At 59.2% G+C, this 21676-nt stretch carries 29 protein-coding genes; 14 read left to right on the top strand and 15 right to left on the bottom strand.

Annotated features, from left to right (window positions below):
• Positions 1 to 82: 82 nt before the first annotated feature.
• Genes AC1RRC_RS27355 through AC1RRC_RS27310 form a run of 10 tightly spaced genes read left to right on the top strand, consistent with a single transcriptional unit; the run spans position 83 to position 5321 of the window.
• Complete coding sequence (locus AC1RRC_RS27355) at positions 83 to 550, top strand: papain-like cysteine protease family protein (RefSeq protein WP_493058765.1); 468 nt, start codon at positions 83 to 85, stop codon at positions 548 to 550.
• 24 nt (positions 551 to 574) lie between these two features.
• Positions 575 to 952, top strand: coding sequence for a hypothetical protein (locus tag AC1RRC_RS27350; protein WP_493058764.1), 378 nt, complete (start codon positions 575 to 577; stop codon positions 950 to 952).
• Between the two features lie 2 nt (positions 953 to 954).
• Positions 955 to 1446, top strand: a complete 492-nt coding sequence (locus AC1RRC_RS27345; protein ID WP_493058763.1) for a GNAT family N-acetyltransferase — start codon at positions 955 to 957, stop codon at positions 1444 to 1446.
• A gap of 9 nt (positions 1447 to 1455) precedes the next feature.
• Entirely contained in the window at positions 1456 to 1827 is a 372-nt protein-coding gene (locus AC1RRC_RS27340; protein ID WP_493058762.1) for a VOC family protein, read from the top strand.
• Between the two features lie 14 nt (positions 1828 to 1841).
• Positions 1842 to 2231, top strand: coding sequence for a GFA family protein (locus tag AC1RRC_RS27335; protein ID WP_493058761.1), 390 nt, complete (start codon positions 1842 to 1844; stop codon positions 2229 to 2231).
• A 42-nt stretch (positions 2232 to 2273) separates the two neighbouring features.
• Positions 2274 to 3446 carry a hypothetical protein gene (locus AC1RRC_RS27330; RefSeq protein WP_493058760.1) on the top strand — a complete coding sequence of 391 codons (1173 nt, stop codon included), beginning with the start codon at positions 2274 to 2276 and terminating at the stop codon, positions 3444 to 3446.
• Positions 3447 to 3475: 29 nt separating this feature from the next.
• Positions 3476 to 3826: a hypothetical protein gene (locus tag AC1RRC_RS27325; protein ID WP_493058759.1), complete on the top strand. Its 351-nt coding sequence runs from the start codon at positions 3476 to 3478 to the stop codon at positions 3824 to 3826.
• Positions 3816 to 4349 (top strand): DUF4256 domain-containing protein, encoded by a 534-nt coding sequence (locus tag AC1RRC_RS27320; RefSeq protein ID WP_493058758.1) that lies wholly within the window; start codon positions 3816 to 3818, stop codon positions 4347 to 4349. Before AC1RRC_RS27325 ends, AC1RRC_RS27320 begins: the two co-directional genes overlap by 11 nt.
• A gap of 6 nt (positions 4350 to 4355) precedes the next feature.
• Positions 4356 to 4739: a YfeK family protein gene (locus tag AC1RRC_RS27315; protein ID WP_493058757.1), complete on the top strand. Its 384-nt coding sequence runs from the start codon at positions 4356 to 4358 to the stop codon at positions 4737 to 4739.
• A 6-nt stretch (positions 4740 to 4745) separates the two neighbouring features.
• On the top strand, positions 4746 to 5321 hold the full coding sequence (locus AC1RRC_RS27310; protein WP_493058756.1) for a hypothetical protein: 576 nt from the start codon (positions 4746 to 4748) through the stop codon (positions 5319 to 5321).
• Positions 5322 to 5333: 12 nt separating this feature from the next.
• Here the strand turns inward: AC1RRC_RS27310 and AC1RRC_RS27305 are convergent, their stop codons facing one another.
• The 8 genes from AC1RRC_RS27305 to AC1RRC_RS27270 all read right to left on the bottom strand — a co-directional run bounded on the left by AC1RRC_RS27305 (position 5334) and on the right by AC1RRC_RS27270 (position 13045).
• Positions 5334 to 7256 carry a putative bifunctional diguanylate cyclase/phosphodiesterase gene (locus AC1RRC_RS27305; RefSeq protein WP_493058755.1) on the bottom strand — a complete coding sequence of 641 codons (1923 nt, stop codon included), beginning with the start codon at positions 7254 to 7256 and terminating at the stop codon, positions 5334 to 5336.
• Complete coding sequence (locus tag AC1RRC_RS27300) at positions 7253 to 7804, bottom strand: heme NO-binding domain-containing protein (RefSeq protein WP_493058754.1); 552 nt, start codon at positions 7802 to 7804, stop codon at positions 7253 to 7255. Before AC1RRC_RS27300 ends, AC1RRC_RS27305 begins: the two co-directional genes overlap by 4 nt.
• Before the next feature lie 56 nt (positions 7805 to 7860).
• Positions 7861 to 8919, bottom strand: a complete 1059-nt coding sequence (locus AC1RRC_RS27295; RefSeq protein ID WP_493058753.1) for an AI-2E family transporter — start codon at positions 8917 to 8919, stop codon at positions 7861 to 7863.
• Between the two features lie 93 nt (positions 8920 to 9012).
• Positions 9013 to 9606, bottom strand: a complete 594-nt coding sequence (locus AC1RRC_RS27290; RefSeq protein ID WP_493058752.1) for an SCO family protein — start codon at positions 9604 to 9606, stop codon at positions 9013 to 9015.
• A gap of 3 nt (positions 9607 to 9609) precedes the next feature.
• Positions 9610 to 10506 (bottom strand): heme o synthase, encoded by an 897-nt coding sequence (gene cyoE / locus AC1RRC_RS27285; RefSeq protein ID WP_493058751.1) that lies wholly within the window; start codon positions 10504 to 10506, stop codon positions 9610 to 9612.
• The gene (locus AC1RRC_RS27280; RefSeq protein ID WP_493058750.1) at positions 10503 to 11675 is read right to left on the bottom strand and encodes a COX15/CtaA family protein; all 1173 of its coding nucleotides are present in this window, start codon (positions 11673 to 11675) and stop codon (positions 10503 to 10505) included. Before AC1RRC_RS27280 ends, cyoE begins: the two co-directional genes overlap by 4 nt.
• Before the next feature lie 46 nt (positions 11676 to 11721).
• Positions 11722 to 12324, bottom strand: coding sequence for an SCO family protein (locus AC1RRC_RS27275; RefSeq protein ID WP_493058749.1), 603 nt, complete (start codon positions 12322 to 12324; stop codon positions 11722 to 11724).
• Positions 12305 to 13045, bottom strand: a complete 741-nt coding sequence (locus AC1RRC_RS27270; RefSeq protein ID WP_493058748.1) for an SURF1 family protein — start codon at positions 13043 to 13045, stop codon at positions 12305 to 12307. Before AC1RRC_RS27270 ends, AC1RRC_RS27275 begins: the two co-directional genes overlap by 20 nt.
• A 74-nt stretch (positions 13046 to 13119) precedes the next feature.
• Here AC1RRC_RS27270 and AC1RRC_RS27265 point away from each other — a divergent pair, with 74 nt between their 5' ends.
• Complete coding sequence (locus tag AC1RRC_RS27265; RefSeq protein WP_493058747.1) at positions 13120 to 13323, top strand: twin transmembrane helix small protein; 204 nt, start codon at positions 13120 to 13122, stop codon at positions 13321 to 13323.
• A gap of 55 nt (positions 13324 to 13378) precedes the next feature.
• Here the strand turns inward: AC1RRC_RS27265 and AC1RRC_RS27260 are convergent, their stop codons facing one another.
• The 7 genes from AC1RRC_RS27260 to AC1RRC_RS27230 all read right to left on the bottom strand — a co-directional run bounded on the left by AC1RRC_RS27260 (position 13379) and on the right by AC1RRC_RS27230 (position 19254).
• Complete coding sequence (locus AC1RRC_RS27260; RefSeq protein ID WP_493058746.1) at positions 13379 to 14233, bottom strand: cytochrome c oxidase subunit 3; 855 nt, start codon at positions 14231 to 14233, stop codon at positions 13379 to 13381.
• A 60-nt stretch (positions 14234 to 14293) separates the two neighbouring features.
• Positions 14294 to 14497 (bottom strand): DUF2970 domain-containing protein, encoded by a 204-nt coding sequence (locus AC1RRC_RS27255; RefSeq protein ID WP_493058745.1) that lies wholly within the window; start codon positions 14495 to 14497, stop codon positions 14294 to 14296.
• Positions 14494 to 15033: a cytochrome c oxidase assembly protein gene (locus AC1RRC_RS27250; RefSeq protein WP_493058744.1), complete on the bottom strand. Its 540-nt coding sequence runs from the start codon at positions 15031 to 15033 to the stop codon at positions 14494 to 14496. Before AC1RRC_RS27250 ends, AC1RRC_RS27255 begins: the two co-directional genes overlap by 4 nt.
• 4 nt (positions 15034 to 15037) lie before the next feature.
• Positions 15038 to 15151 (bottom strand): cytochrome oxidase small assembly protein, encoded by a 114-nt coding sequence (locus AC1RRC_RS27245; RefSeq protein WP_493058743.1) that lies wholly within the window; start codon positions 15149 to 15151, stop codon positions 15038 to 15040.
• Between the two features lie 57 nt (positions 15152 to 15208).
• The gene (gene ctaD, locus AC1RRC_RS27240) at positions 15209 to 16810 is read right to left on the bottom strand and encodes a cytochrome c oxidase subunit I (RefSeq protein ID WP_493058742.1); all 1602 of its coding nucleotides are present in this window, start codon (positions 16808 to 16810) and stop codon (positions 15209 to 15211) included.
• Positions 16811 to 16826: 16 nt separating this feature from the next.
• Positions 16827 to 18050 (bottom strand): cytochrome c oxidase subunit II, encoded by a 1224-nt coding sequence (gene coxB / locus AC1RRC_RS27235; RefSeq protein WP_493058741.1) that lies wholly within the window; start codon positions 18048 to 18050, stop codon positions 16827 to 16829.
• 271 nt (positions 18051 to 18321) lie between these two features.
• Complete coding sequence (locus AC1RRC_RS27230; RefSeq protein ID WP_493058740.1) at positions 18322 to 19254, bottom strand: methyltransferase domain-containing protein; 933 nt, start codon at positions 19252 to 19254, stop codon at positions 18322 to 18324.
• Between the two features lie 59 nt (positions 19255 to 19313).
• Between AC1RRC_RS27230 and AC1RRC_RS27225 the strand changes: the two genes are divergently transcribed.
• The 3 genes from AC1RRC_RS27225 to AC1RRC_RS27215 all read left to right on the top strand — a co-directional run bounded on the left by AC1RRC_RS27225 (position 19314) and on the right by AC1RRC_RS27215 (position 21561).
• Positions 19314 to 20129, top strand: a complete 816-nt coding sequence (locus AC1RRC_RS27225) for a ComFC family protein (protein WP_493058739.1) — start codon at positions 19314 to 19316, stop codon at positions 20127 to 20129.
• A 17-nt stretch (positions 20130 to 20146) separates the two neighbouring features.
• Positions 20147 to 20617, top strand: coding sequence for a tRNA (uridine(34)/cytosine(34)/5-carboxymethylaminomethyluridine(34)-2'-O)-methyltransferase TrmL (gene trmL / locus AC1RRC_RS27220; RefSeq protein ID WP_493058738.1), 471 nt, complete (start codon positions 20147 to 20149; stop codon positions 20615 to 20617).
• A gap of 167 nt (positions 20618 to 20784) precedes the next feature.
• Positions 20785 to 21561: a transposase gene (locus AC1RRC_RS27215; protein ID WP_493058737.1), complete on the top strand. Its 777-nt coding sequence runs from the start codon at positions 20785 to 20787 to the stop codon at positions 21559 to 21561.
• The last annotated feature ends 115 nt before the right edge of the window (positions 21562 to 21676 follow it).

Here is a 21676-nt window from a genome sequence, read left to right as displayed (position 1 = left end):
TGTGTGCTAGAGTTGACTATCTATCTGGCAACATTACGACAGTACCACCAGCGCTGCCCGTCCACCCCGAAAGGAATACGCCATGCCGAGCATTCAGCTTGATGTTCCCCTCGAAGCCCAGGAAAAATCCAGTTGCTGCTGGCACACCAGCGCTCACATGATTTGGCTGTACTGGCAAAAAAACGGCAAGGGCTCCGGCCCGATGAATTCCGTGGCCGCCAAATATGAAGTCGCCGACTCGGTCGGCCTTTACCCTGCCGAATTCATCACGCTGGCTGAAAAAGTCGGGCTGTACAAGCTGCCGGTGAAAAACCAACATACCGAAGAAGACCTCCATAATTACCTGACGGCCGGCGGCCCGGTGTGGTGCGCCGGCTACTGGTTCGGCGTCGGCCACATCATCGTGCTGACCGGCGTTGGCAAGGGCAATGTGTACTTCAACGACCCGGACCAGGGCGTCAAGAAAGAAGCCACCGTGAAGTGGTTCAACGAAAAGCTGGCATCCCAGTTGCAGGGCTGCCTGATGGTCAAGGACCCGGGCCGCTATTAAGCGCCGGAAGCGTCCCGCCTGCCGATGGAAATCCTCGTTGAGCTGCTGCTTGAACTGTTGATTCAACTGTTTGGCGAGCTGTTCATCGAGCTTGGCCTGCGTTCCGCCGCAGCGCCATTCCGCAAGGAATCCAGTCCGTGGCTGGCGGCGCCCGGCTACGCACTCTTTGGCGCCATCCTGGGCGGCATCAGCCTGCTGGTATTTCCCCATCATATGGTGGCCAGTGTCCCATGGCGCCTGGTCAACCTGGGTGTCACGCCCATCGCGGCCGGCGCATGCATGTCCTTGCTGGGGGCATGGCGCGCCAACCGTGGCCAGGACCTGATCCGCATTGACCGTTTTTCTTACGGCTATCTGTTTGCACTGTGCTTTGGGCTGGTGCGCTTTTTCTGGGCTGAATAACAATGCACATCCGGCCAGCGGCGGAGTCCGATCTCCCTGTCATGCGCGGCATTTTCGACGCGGTGGTCGCCACTGGCGATACGCTGCCCTTTTCCACCGCCATGCCGGCCGAAACGTTTTACAGCCACTGGTTCGGGGCCCACCGCGCGTATGTCGCGGAAAATGAAACCGGTGTCATCGGCATGTACAAGATGGGACCGAATTATCCGGATCTCGGCTCCCATATCGCCAGCGCCACCTACCTGGTCGCCCCAGCGGCGCAAGGCAAAGGGGTGGGTCGGGCGTTGGTCACGCACAGCATCGCGCAGGCGCACAGCGAGGGCTACCTGGCCATACAATTCAACTATGTCGTCAGCACCAATGCGGCGGCCATCGCGCTGTATGAAAAGCTGGGTTTCAACATTGCCGGCACGTTGCCGAAAGCCTTCCGCCATCGCCAGCTTGGACTGGTCGATGCCTATGTCATGGTCAAACCACTGCAATCGCCACCCTGAGAGGACATCATGGAACTCGGCAATTTTTCTGTCAGCCTCGCCGTCAAGGACATCGCGGCCTCACGGGCCTTTTATGAAAAACTGGGCTTTACCGTCTGGGGCGGCGACCAGTCGAAGAACTGGCTGATCCTCAAGAATGGCATCACCGTGATCGGCTTGTTCCAGGGTATGTTCGAGCGCAATATCCTGACCTTCAATCCTGGCTGGGACAGCGATGCCAACACACTGCAACAATTTTCCGATGTCCGTGTGCTGCAGCACAGCCTGAAGGCGCAGGGCGTGCCACTGATGAGCGAGGCCGATGAAACCACGTCGGGGCCGGCCAGCTTTATGGTGGAAGACCCGGACGGGAACCAGATTTTGTTTGACCAGCACGTGTGACCGGGGTCGTCGCCATGATTAAAGGTTCCTGCCTGTGCGGCGCCGTGCACTGGACGTTTGATGGCGTGCCCGATGGCGCCACCGCGTGCAATTGCACGGCGTGCCGGCGCTATGGCGTGCTGTGGGCTTACGACTACGAAGGCGAAGGCATCACGGTGTCCGGCCCAACGCAAGCCTTCGTTCGTGGGACCGCGCTGGAATTCCATTTTTGCCCAGCGTGCGGCTGCGTCGCATTCTGGCGCGGCTTGCGCATCGATGAACAGGGACGGCGGCGCATCGCCGTCAATTTGCGTTTGGCGGAACCGGACGCCGTTGCAGCGATTCCGATCGATCATTTTGACGGGCTGGAGACGTTTGATGATTTGCCGCGTGATGGGCGGTGTGTGGCGGATTACTGGTTTTGACGGCGGATGGCTGGTGTCATGCACTTACGTGACGAAGATGTGATGCAACTGCTGTCGAGTCTGCCGTATCTGACACTGGCCAAGCAACACCATGCGAAGTCTTACGTCATGTCGCTGGTGAGGGATGCCACGGAACTCCAGCCTGTGCTGGCACAGTTCCCTGCCGTGCTGTACGAACCACTCGACCAACATTATGTTCTGCTGCGGTGCCTTGGCAGTATGAGCGAGGATTTCATTAGCGACCTCTGCAAGCACTACACGTGGCGTGGTGTCGTGGGAGCAGCGTTTCTGGTGGCCTTGTCTCCGGATCACCGATACCGGCAGTATCTCGCCGACGCCTATGACCGTGTGCCACACAGCCAGTGGTTGGTCGCTCTTGCCATGGCCGAAATTGATCAGATTGAATGGAGGGTGGATACGGACTTCCAGGCTGAACTTCGCCGCTTGCGTACGCTGCTGCATGACTTACCAAGGCCTTCCAGTTTCCTTCGCAGGGCATTCAGCGACGAACAGTTGAAACAAATTGAGATTTCGCAGGCATGCGTCAAGTCTGCGTACCATGCAGGTGGTTTCAACGCGGCCCGTGACTTGCTGGAAAAGCTAACGCACCTGTATGCAGCATTGGAAGAATCACCCTGTGCGGATTCTTCGCGCCCTGCCTCGTTGCAACCGGGTTTTCCTGATTCGTTAGAATTAGAGATGACAAAAAATCAGAAAGAACCGTTGATGCATTGTCCCGTACATGGCGATGAATTGATCGAGGGACTCGTAGAAATCGCATATGGCACCTGGATGCCGGAACACGTTGACACAATAGTTCGCAGAGCTAACACCTATCCATATGCAAATCCTTTTGTAAAGGGGCCTTGCTGGCATCAGGAAGAGACACATGCAAAGGTACGGTATTGCCCAAACTGTAGGAATGCATGGGCAAAGAGTCCTGAAATGCAGGCGGCAGCAAGACAGCATGCTGACCAGATGGCACAAAGGGAGTTGGAATTGCAATGGGCAATCAAGATTGCCGGGCAGACGCGCAGACGGCAAGTGGCGTTTTGTGCCGTCGTTGGATCCGGCATAGGTGCACTGGCTTTCTATTTCAACGATAGTGGCTTTGTCAGCAATGTCATAACAGGTGGCTTGATCGGCTCCATCATTGGCTGGTTCTTAAATCGCCTACACCGGAGCCGCACAAGTAGGGGCAGCCATACATACTAAAACAAGGCAGCCAGAAGAAAATGTCATCCGTGAAAACTGCAGCGTTGCTGATGCTGTACTGTCTTGCAGGTACCGCATGCGCAAGCAGTAACCCACAGCAATACGATGTCCCATGGTCCCGAAAAACGGAAGTCCTGAAGTATCGATCTTGCGGATGCGCCGATGCTTGCTGGGTGGTCGAACTGCGTGATCGAAAAACCAGGCGGTTAAAAGCCAAACTCCGATGCGACTGTGAAGATCTGCTGGTCACATATCCAGCGAAAGGGATTGAAAGAAAACTGGTGAAATCATGTGCTGCTATAAATGACCGTGCCGATAAAATGGCTGCAATTTCACAGCAAATGGCGGACATCATGGAAGATTCTAACGATGAGCAATGACCTGATCCCGGTACTAAAGCAGCGCTTTGCAAAAAACATTGCCCGCCACCCTGAGCTCGACTGGGATGCGGTCCAGGCCAGGCTGGCAGCCCATCCACTGAAGCTTCAAGTGCTGAAGGCAATGGAAGACAGCAGCGGCGAACCCGACGTCATTGCCCATGACGCAGCAAGCGGCGAATACCTTTTTTGTGATTGCTCGCCAGAAAGTCCCACGGGGCGGCGCAGTCTGTGTTTTGACGATGCAGCACTGGCCTCGCGCAAAGAAAACAAACCCGGCGGCAGCGCTGTGGCCATGGCCGAGGCCATGGGGATTTCATTGCTGACGGAAGACCAGTACCGCGCTTTACAACAGCTGGGCGAATTCGACCGGAAAACTTCAAGCTGGATTCAAACCCCGGCCAACATCCGGAAGCTCGGTGGCGCCCTGTTTTGCGATCGCCGTTATGATCACGTCTTCACTTATCACAATGGCGCGGAATCGTACTATGCGGCACGGGGATTTCGCGGCCTGCTCAGAGTCTGATCAGATATGAAAAAACATTGCCTGGCGCTGCCAATTCTCGCCGCCTTCTGGAGTACGGCCATTGCCGGTCCGGCCGCCGCGCCGGTGCGCGCGGAAATCGACACCCTGCTCAGCAAACTGCAAGCCTCCGGCTGCCAGTTCAACCGCAACGGTTCCTGGTACAGCGGTGCGGAAGCCAAGTCACACTTGTTGCGCAAGCTGGAATACTTTGAAAACAAGGGCACGGTGAAGAACACGGAACAGTTCATCGAACTGGCTGCCACGAAGAGCAGCTCATCCGGCAAGCCGTATCAAGTCAAATGCGGTAGCGCCGCAGCCGCGCCCAGCGGCCAATGGCTGAACACGGAGCTCAATGCCATCCGCGCAGCCACCGGCAACAATGCGCGCTAAGTACGCATGCGCTGGCTGTCCCTCCTCTTCGCCGTCCCCTTCGCATGCGCAGCCTCATCGCAGGTATTGCTGTCAGCCGATACGGAATCGCCGTTAGAAGGCGGCATTACGCCTCCCCGGGACGTGGTCAGGCTCATACTTCGCAATGAGCCTGATGATGCGGCGCTGTTAAACGAATGTATGGTGGAAAAGGAAATTGAAAAGAAGGCCACCGCGACGCTCTTTACAGCGAAAGCAATTCATTTGAACAGCGATGGCCTGCCCGACTATTTTGTACGGCCAGCCCTCGTTCCTTACTGCCACGCGTTTTACGGTGCGCACTTATTCCGGTACTGGTTTGTTACCAGCCACCGCAAGCATGGCAAGATAACCTACAGGATCGTATTGAAAAGCGGCGGCGATGAAGTACGCGTCCTGCACAGCATGACGAACGGCTACCATGATCTGGAATTGATGGGACATACCGCAGTAGTCGCCAATACCAGTATATGGCGCTTCAATGGAAAGGAATACAGGGAGGCACGCTGCACCATGCAGGTCATGGGTGACAATGGCTGGACAGGCGACACACCCTGCCACTAGAAGAAGACAGCCTTACCGCAACACCCCCAAATCCATCACCATCCCGCTCTTCAGCATCGCCACAATTCCCGCTTCCGGCAGCGGACGGCTGAAGTAATAGCCCTGGATTTCATCGCAGCCCTGCGCCGCCAGCAGGCGCAACTGGCCCTCGGTTTCCACCCCTTCCGCGATGGTACGCAAGCCCAGGCTGTGCGCCAGGCGGATCACGGCGGTCACGATCGAGCGGTCTTCCGCATCGTTGACGAGGCCACGGGTGAAGGACTGGTCGATCTTTAATTTATCGACCGGGAAGCGCTTCAGGTAACTGAGGTTGGAATAACCAGTGCCGAAATCGTCGATGGCCATGGCAATGCCCACCGCTTTCAAACGGTGCATCAGCGCGATCGACGCTTCCGGGTCCTCCATCGACAGGCTTTCCGTCAATTCAAATTCCAGCAGCGACGGTTCCAGCTGATACTTCGCCAGTACATCCTGCAACATCGACTCCAGGTCCTGGTGCGCGAATTGCGAGGCGGCCACGTTGATGGCCACCTGCACCACCGGCACGCCCGCATCGATCCACTTGCGCAAGGTGGCGCAAGCCTTGTCCATCACCCAGGTGCCGATCGCGGTGATCAGGTTGCTCTCTTCGGCCACCGGAATGAATTGCATCGGCGGCACCAGCCCCAGTTCAGGCGATTGCCAGCGCAGCAGCGCTTCCAGGCCGATGATGCGGCCGCTGGCCAAATCGATTTGCGGTTGGTAATGCAACACGAATTCGTCGCGCTGCAAGGCGCGCAGCAAGCCCTGCTCGAGCGTGACCCGGGCATCGAGGCGGTTCTGCATTTCCTGCGTGAAGAACTGGAAGCCGTTGCGGCCCGCTTCCTTGGCGCGGTACATCGCGATGTCCGCCTGGCGCAGCAGGTTTTCCGCCTGCGCGCCATCTTCCGGGAACAGCGACAAGCCCATGCTGCCCGTGATCACATGCTCCTGTCCCGCCAGCATGACCGGCTTGGCCAGGCTGTTGCCGATCCGCTCGGCAATCATGCCGGGCGTGGTGTCGCCGAGCGGGCTGTCGAGCAGGATCACAAATTCATCGCCGCCCAGGCGCGCCACGGTATCGAATTCCCTGACACTGTGACGCAAGGTTTCCGCCACCGCGCGCAGCAAATCGTCGCCCACCGCATGGCCCAGGGTATCGTTGACTTGCTTGAATTTGTCGAGATCGATGAAGATCACGGCCAGCCGTTCGTTGCGGCGTTCAGCGCGCTTGATGGCATGGGCCAGCCGGTCCAGGAACAGCGCGCGGTTCGGCAACCCTGTCAGCTGGTCGTGCGTGGCCTGATGCTCAATGGCTTTTTCATGCAGGCGCCGTTCCGTGACGTCGTGCGCCACGCTCATCACGGCATCGGCATTGTTGAACCAGATGCGGCTGGCAAAGAATTCCACTTCCACCTGCTCTCCATCGAGCCGCATCACGCGCAGCGCTTTGCGCGGCACCAGCTGCGCCATCGCCATGTCGCTGTAGGTGCCCGCCTCGGCCTGATCGTGGCAATCGGCGGCGATCCGCAACATCGCTTCCGTGCCCAGCAACTGGTCCGGCACATGGGCGCCAAACAAGTGCAGCGCGGCCGGATTCATGAAGATGATCTTGCCGCCGGCATGGATCCAGATCGCATCGGGGATCAGTTCCACCAGGGTCCGGTAGCGCGCTTCGCTTTCCTCGATATGGGTGTTCAGCTGGCGCAGGTTCTGGTTGATGTCGTACAGCTCCCGGCTTTTTTTCTCCAGCAGGGATTCCGCTTCCTTGCGGGCATTTCGTTCACGCAACAAGCTACGCGATGCGACCGTCGGCGCCGCCGCTTGCGGCATGGCGATGCCAGCCGGCGCGCCTGCCGGCGAGGCGCCGGCCGGGGTGCCGGGCAGTGCCGTGCCGCTGGTATCCAATTGCGTCATGCCGCCTCGATGTGCAGGTGAAAGCGGGTGCGGTGCAAATTGCCTTCTTTTTCCAAGTCGGTGCGGGTCACCTTGATGGGTTCCTGGAAGTGGGCAATGCAGCCGTCGATCAAGCCAGCCGCCAGGTCGGCAAAGCCGCGCGGCGAGCTGTATAGCAACTCCAGTTCATTGGGCGACGGCCGCGAGCATGGCAAAGTCGGCAATTCCGCGTCGGGATACAGTTTGCGCACCTCGACATGGATCACGTCATCGATGCGGCTGAGGAAATCGAAGACGCAGTCCGCGTCCCGGAACAGCACCGGGTAGGATTCGGAAAAGCGCTGGAACAAATGCTGTCCAAACAGGTGGATCAGCGCGGGAATCGGCATCCCGGTGGCGTTCGACAGCGCCATCACCAGGCGCACCAATTCCGCATGGTCATAGGTACCGACCGACGTATACGCGCCATCATTCGGCAGTTCCGCTTCGGTAATGATGCGGTCCAGCATATCCAGGCCCATGCGGGACTCGACCAGTTCCATAAATTCGGTAAATACAACGCCCTTCATGGCGGCCTCTCCCAGAATGTGTCAGCCCCCAGTATAAACGTTGCAGTGGACAAACGTCAGTTCGTCACATTTGGACCTTCGTCGACACTGCTGGTCCAGTTGCGTAATAACCCCATTGCCACCGCCAGCAAGGTGGGACCGATGAACAAACCGACAAAACCAAACGCCAGCACTCCGCCCATCACCCCCAGCAATACCAGCAGGAATGGCAAGCTGCTGCCCCGGCTGATCAGCATGGGCTTCACCACGTTATCGACGCCACTGATCAAAAACACGCCCCAGACCACCATGAATATCGCCCACCCGGTACTGCCCTGGTTAAACAGCCAGATCGCGGCGCCGCCCCAGATCAAGGGTGGGCCAACCGGGATCAGTGAAAACAGGAAAGTTGCCACCGCCAGCAGCGCCACCCCGGGCACCCCGGCGATCAGGAAACCCGCCGCCGCCACCGCAGCCTGCGCCAGCGCCGTGCCCAGCAAGCCATACATGACGCCGCGCACCGTGCGGCTGACCGTATCGGCCACTTCGTCCGCATGTTCGCCCATGATCTTGGCCATGCCGGTGCGTAGCGCGGCCAGCAGGGCCAAGCCGTCACGGTACAGGAAAAAGCAGACGAACGCCGCCAGGCTGACCTGCGCCACGCCGCTGCCCAGCACCATGCCGCCGCCCAGCACGATCTTGCGGGCCGGTTCCATATAGCGCTTGGCCAGCGCCACCATTTCTTCACGGCTGCCGATCAGCTTGCGCAGGTAGGCATCGGCCTGCTCGCCCACCATGGGAATGTCTTTCAGCCAGGCCGGCGGTTCCATGGTGCCGTCCGCCATCGTATCCCGCACGTGTTCCACCACTTCGCCCGCGTGGTCGGCAATATTCCAGGTCACCAGGATCAGCGGCATGATGATCACAAACACCAGCGACACCGTCATGATGGCGGCCGCCAGGGTCTTGCGCTGACGGCAGCGCTGCAGCAGCATCAGGAATAACGGCCAGGAAGAAATCGTGATGGCGGCGGCAAACAGGATGGCCGCCAGGAAGGGGTGCAGCACGGCCAGGCAGCCAATCACCAGGAAGATGACGGCCGCCAGACGGGTATAAGGTTGAAAACGTTTTTCCAAGGCTAGTCCTTCAGGTTGTGAGGTAGACATCGGTGCCGGGCCTTCAGGCCGGGCATCCACATCTCAAACTAGCTTAGCAGGAATGCAGCAGTTTCAGGAAAGCAACAACTTCAGGTCGTGGACGATCGTTGCCGGGTCTTGCTTGTCGCGCACGTACAGGCGGATCTTGCCGTTTTTATCGAACACGAAGGTCGCGGCCGTATGTTCGATGGTGTAGGAGTCGGCGGTCTTGCCCGGCACCTTGTTGTAGATGACCTTGAATTCCTTGGCCGCCGCCGCGGTCTGTTCGGGCGTGCCGCGCAGGCCGACAAAGCGCTTGTCGAAGCCCGGCACATATTGCTGCAGCAATTCCTGCGTATCGCGTTCCGGATCCAGCGTGACAAACAGTACTTGCACCTGGTCCGCCTGCGGGCCCAGTTGCTGCATCACGCTGGCCATGTTGGCCAGGGTGGTCGGACATACTTCCGGGCACTGGGTAAAGCCGAAGAAGACCGCCAGGACCTTGCCCTTGTACGTATCGAGCGTGACAGGCTTGCCGGTATGGTCGGTCAGCGACAGCTTTTCCGCATAGGACAGGCCGGTCAAGTCCGTGCTCTGGAATTGCAGTTTCTCCGGGCCCTTGTCACAGGCCGCCAGCGACAGCGCCAGCGCGGCGGAAACAGCGAGGGCGGCAAGCAGTTTTTTCATCGTTTAAATCTTGATGTAATGGTCCACCAGCAGCGCGGCGAACAGCAGGGACAGGTAAATGATCGACCAGGCAAACGCCTTGCGCGCCACGATGTCGCTGTAATGGCGGTAAATGCGCCAGCCGTGCCACAGGAAGACCGCGTTCAGCACAATCGCACTGGCCAGGTAAATCAGGCCGCTCATCTTGACGGCGAAGGGCAGCAAGGTGGTCGCCGCCAGCGCGATCGAATACAGCCACACGTTAAAGCCCGTGAATTGCATGCCGTGGGTGACCGGCAGCATCGGCAAGCCGGATTTCGCGTAATCGTCGCGGCGGTACATGGCCAGCGCCCAGAAATGCGGCGGGGTCCAGACAAAGATAATCATCACCAGCAGCCACGCTTGCATCGGCACGTCATTGGCGACGGCCGCCCAGCCCAGCGCCGGCGGCATGGCGCCGGACAGGCCGCCGATGACAATATTTTGCGGCGTGGCCGGCTTCAGGATCATCGTATAGATGACTGCATAGCCGACAAACGTGACAAAAGTCAGCCACATCGTCAGCGGATTGACCAGCGCATACAAAATCCACATGCCGGCGCCGCCAATCACAGCGGAAAACACCATGGTTTCCTTCGGCGAAATTTCACCCTGCGCCATCGGACGGCGGGCGGTGCGCGCCATGCGCGCATCGATTTCACGCTCCACCAGGCAATTGACGGCAAAGGCCGCACCGGCCAGCAGCCAGATGCCGATCGTGGCGGCCACCACGACGCGCCAGTCCGGCAGCGTTTCGCTGGCCAGGAACATGCCGATCACAGCGCAAAATACCGCCAGTTGCGTTACGCGCGGCTTGGTCAGCGCCAGATATTGGGATATGCGGGACATGCTGGATTTTTGCGAAATAGTCTGGGTCGTCATTGCTGGTGCCTGGAAGGCGCCGCTGCGCGCAAAGTACTGCTTTCGCTGTGCAGGGCCATATCGAATTGATGCTTAGCCCGATAGTTTAGCATGGCCAGCAGCAAGACCAGCAGCGCCGCGCCACCGTTATGCAGTACGGCGATGGTCAGCGGGAAATTCAGGTAGATGGTGGCGATGCCCGTCACCGCCTGCGCCGCCAGCAAAACGGCAATACCGCGCGCCAAATTTGTCATGCCAGCAATGTTCCACGCGCGATACGCGGTATAACCGGCCACCGCCAGCACCACCAGCGCGAAATTGCGGTGCACCCAGTGTACGGCGGTCAGCGCTTCAAACGGTAAATAATGGCCGGCGGCCGTTTTACCCAGTTCGCGCCACAAGTGGAAACCGTGTTCGAAATCCATCCGCGGCACCCACTGGCCGCCGCATTTCGGGAATTCCGTGCAAGCCAGGGTCGCGTAGTTAGTACTCACCCATGCACCAAGCGCCAGTTGCGCCACCACCACCACGCTGGCCGCGATGGCCAGCCAGCGGATTGTACTGAGCACGGGCGGCGGCGCGGCCGGCCGGGCTTTCTTGCCCGTCAGGGCGTCGTGCACGGTGTTTTGGCGGCAGCCGAACCAGGCCAGTACGGCCAGCAAGCCCATGCCCAGCAGCAAGTGGCCGGTGACGATGATCGGCTGCAGTTTCAAGGTCACGGTCCAGGCGCCGAATGCGCCTTGCAGGCAGACAAAGAAGAATAAAAAAGTCGGCATCGCCGGTTCGAAACCGGGGCGCTTGAATTGACGCCACTGCAGCCAGGCGGTGGCCATCATGGCCACGATCAGCACGCCGATGCCCATCGCAAGGTAGCGGTGGATCATTTCCACCCACGCCTTGAACACGGTGACCGGGCCGGTCGGCTGCAACGCTTCGGCCGCCGCGATTTCCGCATGGGCCAGGAAGGGATTGGCCAGGCCGTAGCAGCCGGGCCAGTCCGGACAACCGAGGCCGGAATCGGTCAGGCGGGTAAACGCGCCAAACACGATCAGGTCAAACGTCAGGAAAACGCAAGTCCACACCAGCTTGCGGTACTTGTTTTCGTCCGACGACATCCACACCATGGCGGCCGGAAGCAGGGCCACCAGCAAGCCCGTGATGAGCATTTGCGCGAGGGAAGTCATGTGCATGGCAATGTCCTCAACCGTATCCTTAACCGTATCGTTGGCCGTGCCATCAACCGATGGCCGATGCTTTCAACACCTTGCCCAAGTCTTTTTTCACCCTGGTCGGGTCGGGCTCCTTGGGGAAGCGCATCATCAAATTGCCCAACGGGTCGATCAGGTAAATGTGGTCCGATGCCTGGCCGCCCTGCTCCACCGGCAGCCATTTCTGTACCACGTCTTGCGGCGCGCGCAGCATGCGGGTGCCGTCATTAACGCGCAACAGCACCGTTTCCAGCGGCTGGTCATCGGTGATCAGCCACACCCGTTCGATGCGGCTGGCTTCCTTGCCCTGCATGGTGCGCAGCTGGCGCATGGCGAACAGCTGGTCCTGGCAAGCCTGGGCGCACTCGGACGGGCCCACTTTCAGCATGATCCACTTGCCCTTGTAGTCATCGAGCTTGCCCGGTTTGCCATCGAGCTGCTTGCTGGCCATGGCGGGAATCGGGTGATTGCGCGGATCGATCAGCGCACCGTAATTGGTCCGCCCTTCCGGCTTGATCACGTAATAGGTCAAATACGAGGCGATCATCGGCGCCGCGCAGACTGCCAGTACCGCCAGCAGTTTCCAGCGCCCCTTGCGGCGCTGGCTGTCGTTAGTTTGTTGCTTTTCCACGTTTGAATCCTGTTACGACAAAAAAGAGTAAAGCCATCAACGCCAGGCCATACCACTGGAACGCATAGCCCTTGTGTTTATCAACACCGGTCGATGGCGCCGGCCAGTCCTGCACGACACCGGTATCGTCCGGCCCGGCCGCGACCGATTGTTCCACCACAAACGGCTGCATGCGCAAGCCGCTGGCCGCCGCCACTTCCTGCACCGTGGCATTTTGCACGATCGCGTGGCGCTGCAGCGGCGGCGGCGTTCCCAGCTGCATCACCTGCCCCGGGCCCAGCCGCGCAATGCCTTCCACCGTGACCGTGCCCGATGGCGTCCGGTATTCAGGCAACTGGTTGCGGTCCTTGGTATTGCGTGGCAGCCAGCCACGGGCCACCAGCACATGCATGTCCGTGCCGGCGATTTTAAACGGCATCAGCAGATAAAAACCCGCGCGGCCCTGATAGGGACGATTGTCGAGATAAATGGGCCAACCCGGGACAAACTCGCCCGTGATGCGCACGCGGCGGAATTCCACCAGGGGCGCCGACATGGGCTGCGCGCTGATTTCCAGCGGCGCACCGGTGCGGCCCGCCTGCAGGCGCAATTCCTGCGCCAGCTTGTATTCCGCGCGGCGGTCTTGCCACTGCCCCAGGGAGACACCCAATGCCACCAGCAAGACCGTGGCAATAAAGGGAATCAGCTTGAAGCGGAAGGTAATGGGAAACCCCGGACGCATTACAATGCAACCTTCCTTTTTACTGATATGAGGATGCACGGCCTAAAGGCCCGGCACCCATGTTGTCGAACATAATGAAAATCCTTGTCGCCATTGCGTTCATCCTGATCCTGGCCAGCCTCGGCTCCGCCTTTTATCACATGATGCGCCAGAAAACCAAAGCCGATCCCCGCATGGCCCGCTCACTGGGCATGCGCGTGGGCTTTTCGATCTTTTTATTCCTGTGCATCTTGCTGGCGAATTACCTCGGCTATATTCAGCCTACCGGCATACGCTGATAAAAAAAGCGGGGCCAGGTCATCGGACCTGGCCCCGCTTTTTTTGATTATACGCTTACATCCAGTACACGACGACGTACAGGCCCAGCCACACGACGTCAACAAAGTGCCAGTACCAGGCCGCGCCTTCGAAGGCGAAGTGGTGTTCCGGCGTGAAGTGGCCTTTCATCAGGCGCACCAGCACCACACCCAGCATGATCGCGCCCATGGTCACGTGGAAGCCGTGGAAGCCGGTCAGCATGAAGAAGGTGGAACCGTAGATGCCGGACGTCATCTTCAGGTTCAGTTCGCTGTACGCGTGCATGTATTCATACGCCTGGAAGCCCATGAACACGGCGCCCAGCAGCACGGTTGCCGCCAGCCACACAATGGTCTTGGCACGGTTGCCGGCCACCAGCGCGTGGTGGGAGATGGTCAGGGTCAGGCCCGACGTCAGCAGCAGCGCGGTATTAATGGTCGGGATCGGGAACGGCCCCATGGTCTTGTACTCTTCCACCACGCCGGCAGGGCTGTTACCCCAGCTTGCAACGAAGTCCGGCCAGATGAATTTGTGGTCCAGGTCGCCCAGCCATGGCAGGGTGATGGCGCGCGCATAGTACAGGGCGCCGAAGAACGCGCCAAAGAACATCACTTCCGAGAAAATGAACCAGCCCATCGACCAGCGGTACGAGCTGTCGATGCGCTTGCTGTACAAACCGCCTTCAGATTCCTTGATCGCATCGCCAAACCAGAAATACAGCACGGCCAGGGTGCATGCGATACCGATGAAGTTCACCGTCGAACCCCACGAGGCGTCGTTGACCCACGCCGACGCGCCAATCATCGTGATGAGCAGCGAAATGCCACCCAGCATAGGCCACCTGGATGGACCAGGCACGAAGTAGTACGGTGCCGCTTTATGAGAACTCATCTCGTTATCTCCTGAAATGTGAATGCCCGGCCTGAAGGCCCGGCACCCATGTTGTCTAATTTACTTACCTACTGCAAATTTCACTATTGTTATCAGCAGCGCGATAAATCCGGCAGCCCCCAGCAGCGCAGCGATAATCACATACGCCAGGTTCAGTTTCACTTCATCCTGGTCAAAATCGCTTTTCCTGCGCAGGCCAAAAAACGACCACAGCACCGCTTTCAGCGAATACAGAAACGATGCATGTTTAGGTTTTTCCGTCATCGCGACGCCGTCTTGTTTTCCAGCCCGTCGATTTCAAAGAAGGTATACGACAGCGTGAACGTTTTCACATCCTTCGGCAAGGCCGGGTCGATATAAAACACCACCGGCATTTGCCGCGCTTCGTTGGCCTTCAAGGTCTGCTGTTTAAAGCAGAAGCAATCGACTTTCTTAAAATACTGCGCCACCTGGCTCGGCGCATAGCTGGGAATCGCTTGCGCATTCACCGTCCGTGACTGGACATTCACCACTTCATACACCACCGTCACCAGCTCGCCCGGATGCACTTGCAGCGAGCGCTGGGTGGAGCGGAAGCGCCACGGGCCATGCGCATTGCTGTCCAGCTCCACCGTGATGGTGCGGCTGGTATCAACTTGCGTATTGCCCGGCAAATCCACCGTGCCGTCTTTTTGCGTGATGTTGTTAATGCCCAGCACTTCGCAAATATGCTTGTAGACCGGGATCAGCAGGTAGCCAAAGCCGAACATCATCACCGCGATGACGACCAGCTTGCCCAGCATGCGTCGGTTTTCGTTCACGCGGTTATCCCAGCCAGCCGCGCTTGACGAACACCGCGATGAAAAAGACCAGTGCAACGGAGCCCAGGGTCAACGCCAGTTTCAAGTTGCTGCTGTTTTGTTTCTTTGGATCGGACATGCCGCCCCCTGTCTGCTGTCAGAACAGGCGGAGGCTTGCCGCCTCCGCCGAATGGTCTTACTTGACGATTGGTGGCTCTTCGAAGGTGTGGAACGGCGCCGGCGATGGCACGGTCCACTCCAGGCCTTCGGCGCCATCCCAAGGTTTATCACCCGCAGGCTTGCCGCCACGGATGCTTGGCAGCACCACGAAGAACAGGAAGAACACCTGGCACAGGCCGAAACCGAAGGCGCCGATCGAAGCGATCGAGTTGAAGTCCGTGAACTGCGCCGGGTAGTCGGCGTAGCGGCGCGGCATACCGGCCAGGCCCAGGAAGTGCATCGGGAAGAACGTGATGTTGAACGTGATCAGCGATGCCCAGAAGTGGATCTTGCCCATGGTTTCGTTGTACATGAAACCAGTCCATTTCGGACCCCAGTAGTAGAAGCCGGCGAACAGCGCGAACAGCGAACCCGCCACCAGCACGTAGTGGAAGTGCGCCACCACGTAGTAGGTATCTTGCAGCTGGATGTCGATCGGGGTCACGGCCAGGATCAGGCCGGTGAAGCCACCCATGGTGAACACGAACAGGAAGCCCACCGAGAACAGCATCGGGGTTTCAAAGGTCATCGAACCGCGCCACATGGTGGCGATCCAGTTGAACACTTTCACGCCGGTCGGAATCGCGATCAGCATCGTGGCGTACATGAAGAACAGCTGCGACGTCACCGGCATGCCGGTGGTGAACATGTGGTGCGCCCAGACGATGAACGACAGGATCGCGATCGACGAGGTGGCGTACACCATCGATGCATAGCCGAACAGTGGCTTGCGGGCGAAGGCTGGAATGATCTGCGACACGATACCGAAGGCCGGCAGAATCATGATGTACACCTCGGGGTGGCCGAAGAACCAGAAGATGTGCTGGTACATGACCGGATCGCCGCCGCCGGCGGCGTTAAAGAACGAGGTGCCGAAGTGACGGTCGGTCAGGGTCATGGTGATCGCGCCGGCCAGGACTGGCATCACGGCGATCAGCAGGTAGGCGGTAATCAGCCAGGTCCAGCAGAACATCGGCATTTTCATCAGGGTCATGCCAGGCGCGCGCATGTTCAGGATGGTGACGATGATGTTGATCGAACCCATGATCGACGACGCACCCATGATGTGCATGGCGAAAATACCCATGTCCATGCCAGGGCCCATTTGGGTCGACAGCGGTGCGTACAGGGTCCAGCCGGCTGCGGTGGCGCCGCCGGGAACGAAGAACGAACCGGCCAGCAGCAGCGCCGCGGGCGGCAGCAGCCAGAACGAGAAGTTGTTCATACGGGCAAACGCCATATCGGACGCGCCCACTTGCAGTGGAATCATCCAGTTGGCGAAGCCAACGAACGCCGGCATGATCGCGCCGAACACCATCACCAGGCCGTGCATGGTGGTCAGCTGGTTGAAGAATTCAGGCTGGAAGAATTGCAGGCCAGGCTGGAACAGCTCGGTACGGATCATCAGCGCCAGCACGCCGCCGGACAGCAGCATGGTGAACGAGAACCACAGGTACAGCGTACCGATGTCCTTGTGGTTGGTGGCGAACAGCCAGCGCTGCAAGCCATGTGGGTGGTCGTGCGCATGGTCGTCGTGGCCGTGCGCGTGATCGTGTGCGTGATCGACAGTCGTGCTCATGATAGGCAACTCCTAATTACTTACGTGCAGCCAGAACTTCGGCCGGTTGAACGATGTTTTCAGCAGCCTTGTTCGACCAGCTGTTGCGGGTGTAGGTAATCACCGCTGCGATATCGGTGTCCGACAGTTGTTTCCAGCCTGGCATTTCGCTTGGGAACTTGCCGGACTTCTGGCCATGCAGCAGGACCTTGATTTGTTCGGCTTTTGGACCGTTCACCACCGCCGAGGCATCCAGCGCGGCGAACGCGCCTGGCACGCCCTTGCCGGTTGCCTGGTGGCAAGCTACGCAATTGGTGTTGTAGACTTTTTCGCCTTTGGTTTTCAGTTCGTCGATGGTCCAGGTCTTGTTCGGATCGTCGGCCAGCGCCGCCAGTTCGGCTTTCTTCTTGCCGACCCACGCGGTGTACTCGTCCGCGGTCACGACACGTACCACGATCGGCATGAATGCGTGCTCTTTACCGCACAGTTCCACGCAGTTACCGCGATAAACGCCGGTGAGTTCGGCTTTGAACCAGGTGTCGCGCACAAAGCCCGGGATCGCATCCTGCTTCACGCCGAAGGCCGGGATGCCCCATGCGTGGATCACGTCGTTGGCGGTGGTGACGATACGGATCTTGCGGCCAACCGGCACCACGACTTCGTTATCGACTTCCATCAGGTAGTTTTCGGAACGCTTTTCCGTCGGAGCAACGCCGGGCGCGCCCACTTGCGAACGTGGCGTCGACAGGTTCGAGACGAAGTTGATGCCTTCGCCCTCGCCCTTCAGGTAGTCGTAGCCCCATTTCCATTGCATGCCGGTGGCTTTAATGGTGATGTCGGCATTCGACGTGTCTTTCATCGCGACCACGGTGCGGGTCGCCGGCAGCGCCATGCCGATCACGATCAGGAATGGCACCACGGTCCAGGCGATTTCAACTGCGGTGGATTCGTGGAAAGTGGCCGGTTTATGGCCCAGCGATTTACGGTGCTTGAAGATGGAGTAAAACATCACGCCGAAGACAGCGATAAAAATCGCCAGGCAGATGTACATCATCAAATTGTGCAGATCGTAGATCTCATGCGCGATCTTCGTTGCCGGCGGCTGCAAGTTCAGCTGATTGAGAACCGGACCACCAGTACCGCCGGTGGCTTTCGAGTATTCAGTTGCAGCTGCCGCCGTGTCCGCCGCCCACGCCGAAGCGGAGGCGGCTGCCATCGACAGCGCGAGCATCAACGATTGAAATCGCTTTGCATATATCATATTTTCCCCAACCACCCAAGAAATAAAAATATTTTTTTAAAGGCAGCCGTTCGATGTTCTGAATAGCCGCCGAGCGCTACCACACCTAAAACCTTTTCACCTTGCCCGAAAACAGGACAAAAAGATGGCAAAATTAGTCAAGGATTATAGTCAACATCCTCTGAGCGCATCAAGAAGATTATCCATTACGCAAGAGCAAAGCCGACAGCTTTGGCGATATTTGCCACATATCGATAACGATATTCCGCGTATCTCCGGCGTGCTATTCGAATTACTTAGCGGGCTTATTGGGACCGTTGCGGGGAAGATCGAACCGGACGATGGATTCGCCGGTACTGGTGGTGCGTGGCGCCGGCCGGAAAGCATGTCCATACAACACTTCAAACGTCAAACCCAGCTTGCCGTCAGCGCGGCGCTGGTGTTCCAGGGCGTCCAGCAAGCGCCGGTGCGCTGCCCGGCCCAGCAAACCGGGCCGGCGCGTGGCCAGCGGATTGCCGCCCCAGGCGCGTACGTCGGCCAAAAGCGCTTGCGGCGTATCGTATGTGACGGTGATTTTTTCCATGTCCAGGACCGGGGTGGAAAAGCCCGCTTCCACCAATTGGTCGCCAAAATCGTGCATGTCGACAAATGGCAACGCATGTTGCGCCAAATCCACTTCCGCGAAGGCATTGCGCACTTCGACGAAGGTATCCGGGCCAAAACAGGAAAACATCAGCAAGCCTTCCACCCGCAGCACGCGGCGCCATTCGGCAAACACGCGGTCCGGTTGCGGGTGCCAGTGCAGCGCCAGGTTTGACCAGACCAGGTCGATACTGTGCAGTGGCAAGGGCAATTCCGCGAAATCGCCGCACAGCAAGTCGACCCCGGTTTTACCGGGCAACAGTTTGCTCAGGAACTGATTCAACCCTTTCGCGGCGGGCCCCCGTGCCGCGCGCGCCATGGCTTCGGCGGCATCGATGCCGACAATATGGGCGGCGCCATACATTTTATGCAACATGGCCAGGCCGGCGCCCGGACCACAGCCGGCATCGAGCACACGGCGCGGGATCATTTTCACCAGCGCCAGGCGGTCGTGCATGCGCGATGCGATTTCCCGGCGCAGGAAATCCGATGGCGCGATACGCTCGGGGTGGGCAAATTGCGCGCGAACGCGCTCGAGGTCGATCGGGGCGCTGAGTTTGGGCGGCTTGGCGGGTGGATGCATGGTCTTGACTGCTTGGGATGAGATAATGGCGGCAGTTTACATGGTTGGCGGGGTTTGCGATGCGGACCGGGCCGAATAGCGGCTTTTTCGGCCGCGCCGCCCTGCCGCTGCGCCGGATGGTGTCGCTGGCCGGCGCATGGCTGTTGCCCGGCGAATGTGCGCTGTGCGGCGGCCTGGTCGATCAAAGTAGCCCTGGCGGCGGACGGCTGGTCTGCGCCGCGTGCCACCACTACTATATAGAAGGGTGGTTTTCCGCCGCGGGGCCACGCTGCCGCCGCTGCGCCAATCCGCTGCCGGCCGGCGCCACCGGCCTGCGCGGAACCGGCATCTGCGGCTATTGCCTGCGGACGCCGCCCGCGTTCGACCTGACGGTGGCCGCCGCCCCGTATGCGTTGCCACTGGACCGGCTGGTGCTGCAATTGAAATTCGGCGGCCGCCTGGCGCTGGCGCGGCTGTTTGGCGAAGCGATGGCGGACGCCGCGCTGGCCACGCCCGGATTCGTCCGGCCCGACATCCTGTGCCCGGTCCCGCTGGGGCCGCGCAGGTTGATCGAGCGCGGCTACAACCAGGCGCTGGAAATGGCCCGCCCGCTGGCGCGCCGGCTGGACTTGCCGCTACAGGCGCGGATGGCGATCCGGGTCAGGGAAACACAGGCGCTCAGCCGTGCCGCCACGCCAGCGGAACGGCGCGCCCATATCGCCGGCGCCTTTGCGGCGCCACGGCGGGATTGGATCGCGGGATGCCATATCGGCCTGGTGGATGATGTGATGACGAGCGGCGCGACCATGAATGAATTGGCGGCGCTGTTGAAGCGCTATGGCGCGGCACGCATCACTTGCATGGTGTTTGCGCGCACAAGGCCGCACGATGACTGAATTTTAAGGAGAGTAAATTGTTTCATGTAGTCCTGGTCAAGCCGGAAATCCCCCCTAACACCGGCAACGTCATCCGCCTGTGCGCCAATACCGGCGCACAGTTGCACTTGATCGAACCATTGGGTTTCGAGCTCGATGACAGCAAATTGAAGCGCGCCGGCCTCGATTACCACGAATATGCCGCGCTGCAGGTGCATAAGGACTGGGATGCCTTCATGGCCGCCGTGCAACCGGACCCGGCCCGCTTGTTCGCGATGACGACCCATGGCTCGTCCCCGTTCGCCAGCCAGTCATTCCGCCCTGGCGACGTGTTTGTATTCGGCTCTGAAACCAAGGGACTGGACGCGGATTTCCGCAACAGCTTCCCGGAATCCCAGCGCATCCGCCTCCCCATGCGCCCCAGCAACCGCAGTTTGAACCTGTCCAATACCGTGGCGGTCGTGGTGTTCGAGGCGTGGCGCCAGAACGGCTACCAGGGCGGCGCCTAAGACTGCCCAGTTCGCAATGTCCACCTGGGGTCAGACCCCAATTGTGACAAAAGTGGACATTGCGGTCTCATCCATACAGCGTCAACAATCGGTTGATTTATTGGATAAGTTTGCACGACGCTGCATCAAGTCATGCTGTCCGAACGAGCGTTTGCTACGCTGCCACGATGAGCCGACACATCCGCTTTCAGGCAGCCGGCGCGATGTACCACATCACGTCGCGCGGCAACCGCCGTGCCCTGCTATATCTCGACCAAGGCGATCACTGCGAGTGGTTGGAGGCCCTTGCCGAGACGGCAATTCGCTATAACATCGTGGTCTATGCATACTGCATGATGCCTAACCACTTCCATTTGTTACTCAAGACCACCGAGCCAAACATAGGCAATACCATGCGCTATTTGAACGGCCGCTATGGCCGATATTTCAATGAGCGCCACGAGCTAACCGGGCATGCACTGCAAGGCCGCTATCACTCAGAGATCATTCATTCTGATGCACAATTGTTAGAAACTGCACGCTACACGGTACTCAACCCTGTCAGGGCCAGCCTGGCCACCGGTGCCGGAGATTGGCGCTGGAGCAGTCATCGCTATGTACTCGGGATTTGCCCAGCACCCACGTGGTTGGATTACGAATGGCTTTTAGGTATGTTTGGAAATGGAGAGCTGGCCGATCGCCGCATAGCGTACGGTCGATTTATAGAAGCCGGAAAAAATCTGCCCCGACCTTCGCCGAAACTGGCCCTGCCGCTGCCTGACGCTGCCCGCCCACGCCCAAGTTTGACCAATATTGCTCAGGACAGCATTTCTCGCAACGCTGCGATTTATCGGGCGCACATGACAGGCGAATTCACCTTGCATCAAATCGCGCAGTATTTTTGCATCTCCTCACGTACAGTTTGCCGAGTCATCCAGACAATGGCTTGCAAAACCTCCCTGTAAGTAGCACTCTGCTCAACCCATGTCCACTTTTGTAACATTTGGGGTCTGACCCCAGGGTGTGACATCCGGAGACAACCGTGTGGGCGCGCTCCGGTTGTCTGTCGTATAACAGCCG

Source organism: Pseudoduganella sp. GW821-FHT12E03 (assembly GCF_058807115.1).
Note: the sequence above shows the minus strand (reverse complement) of the source record. Positions and strands in the feature narration are given on the sequence as shown.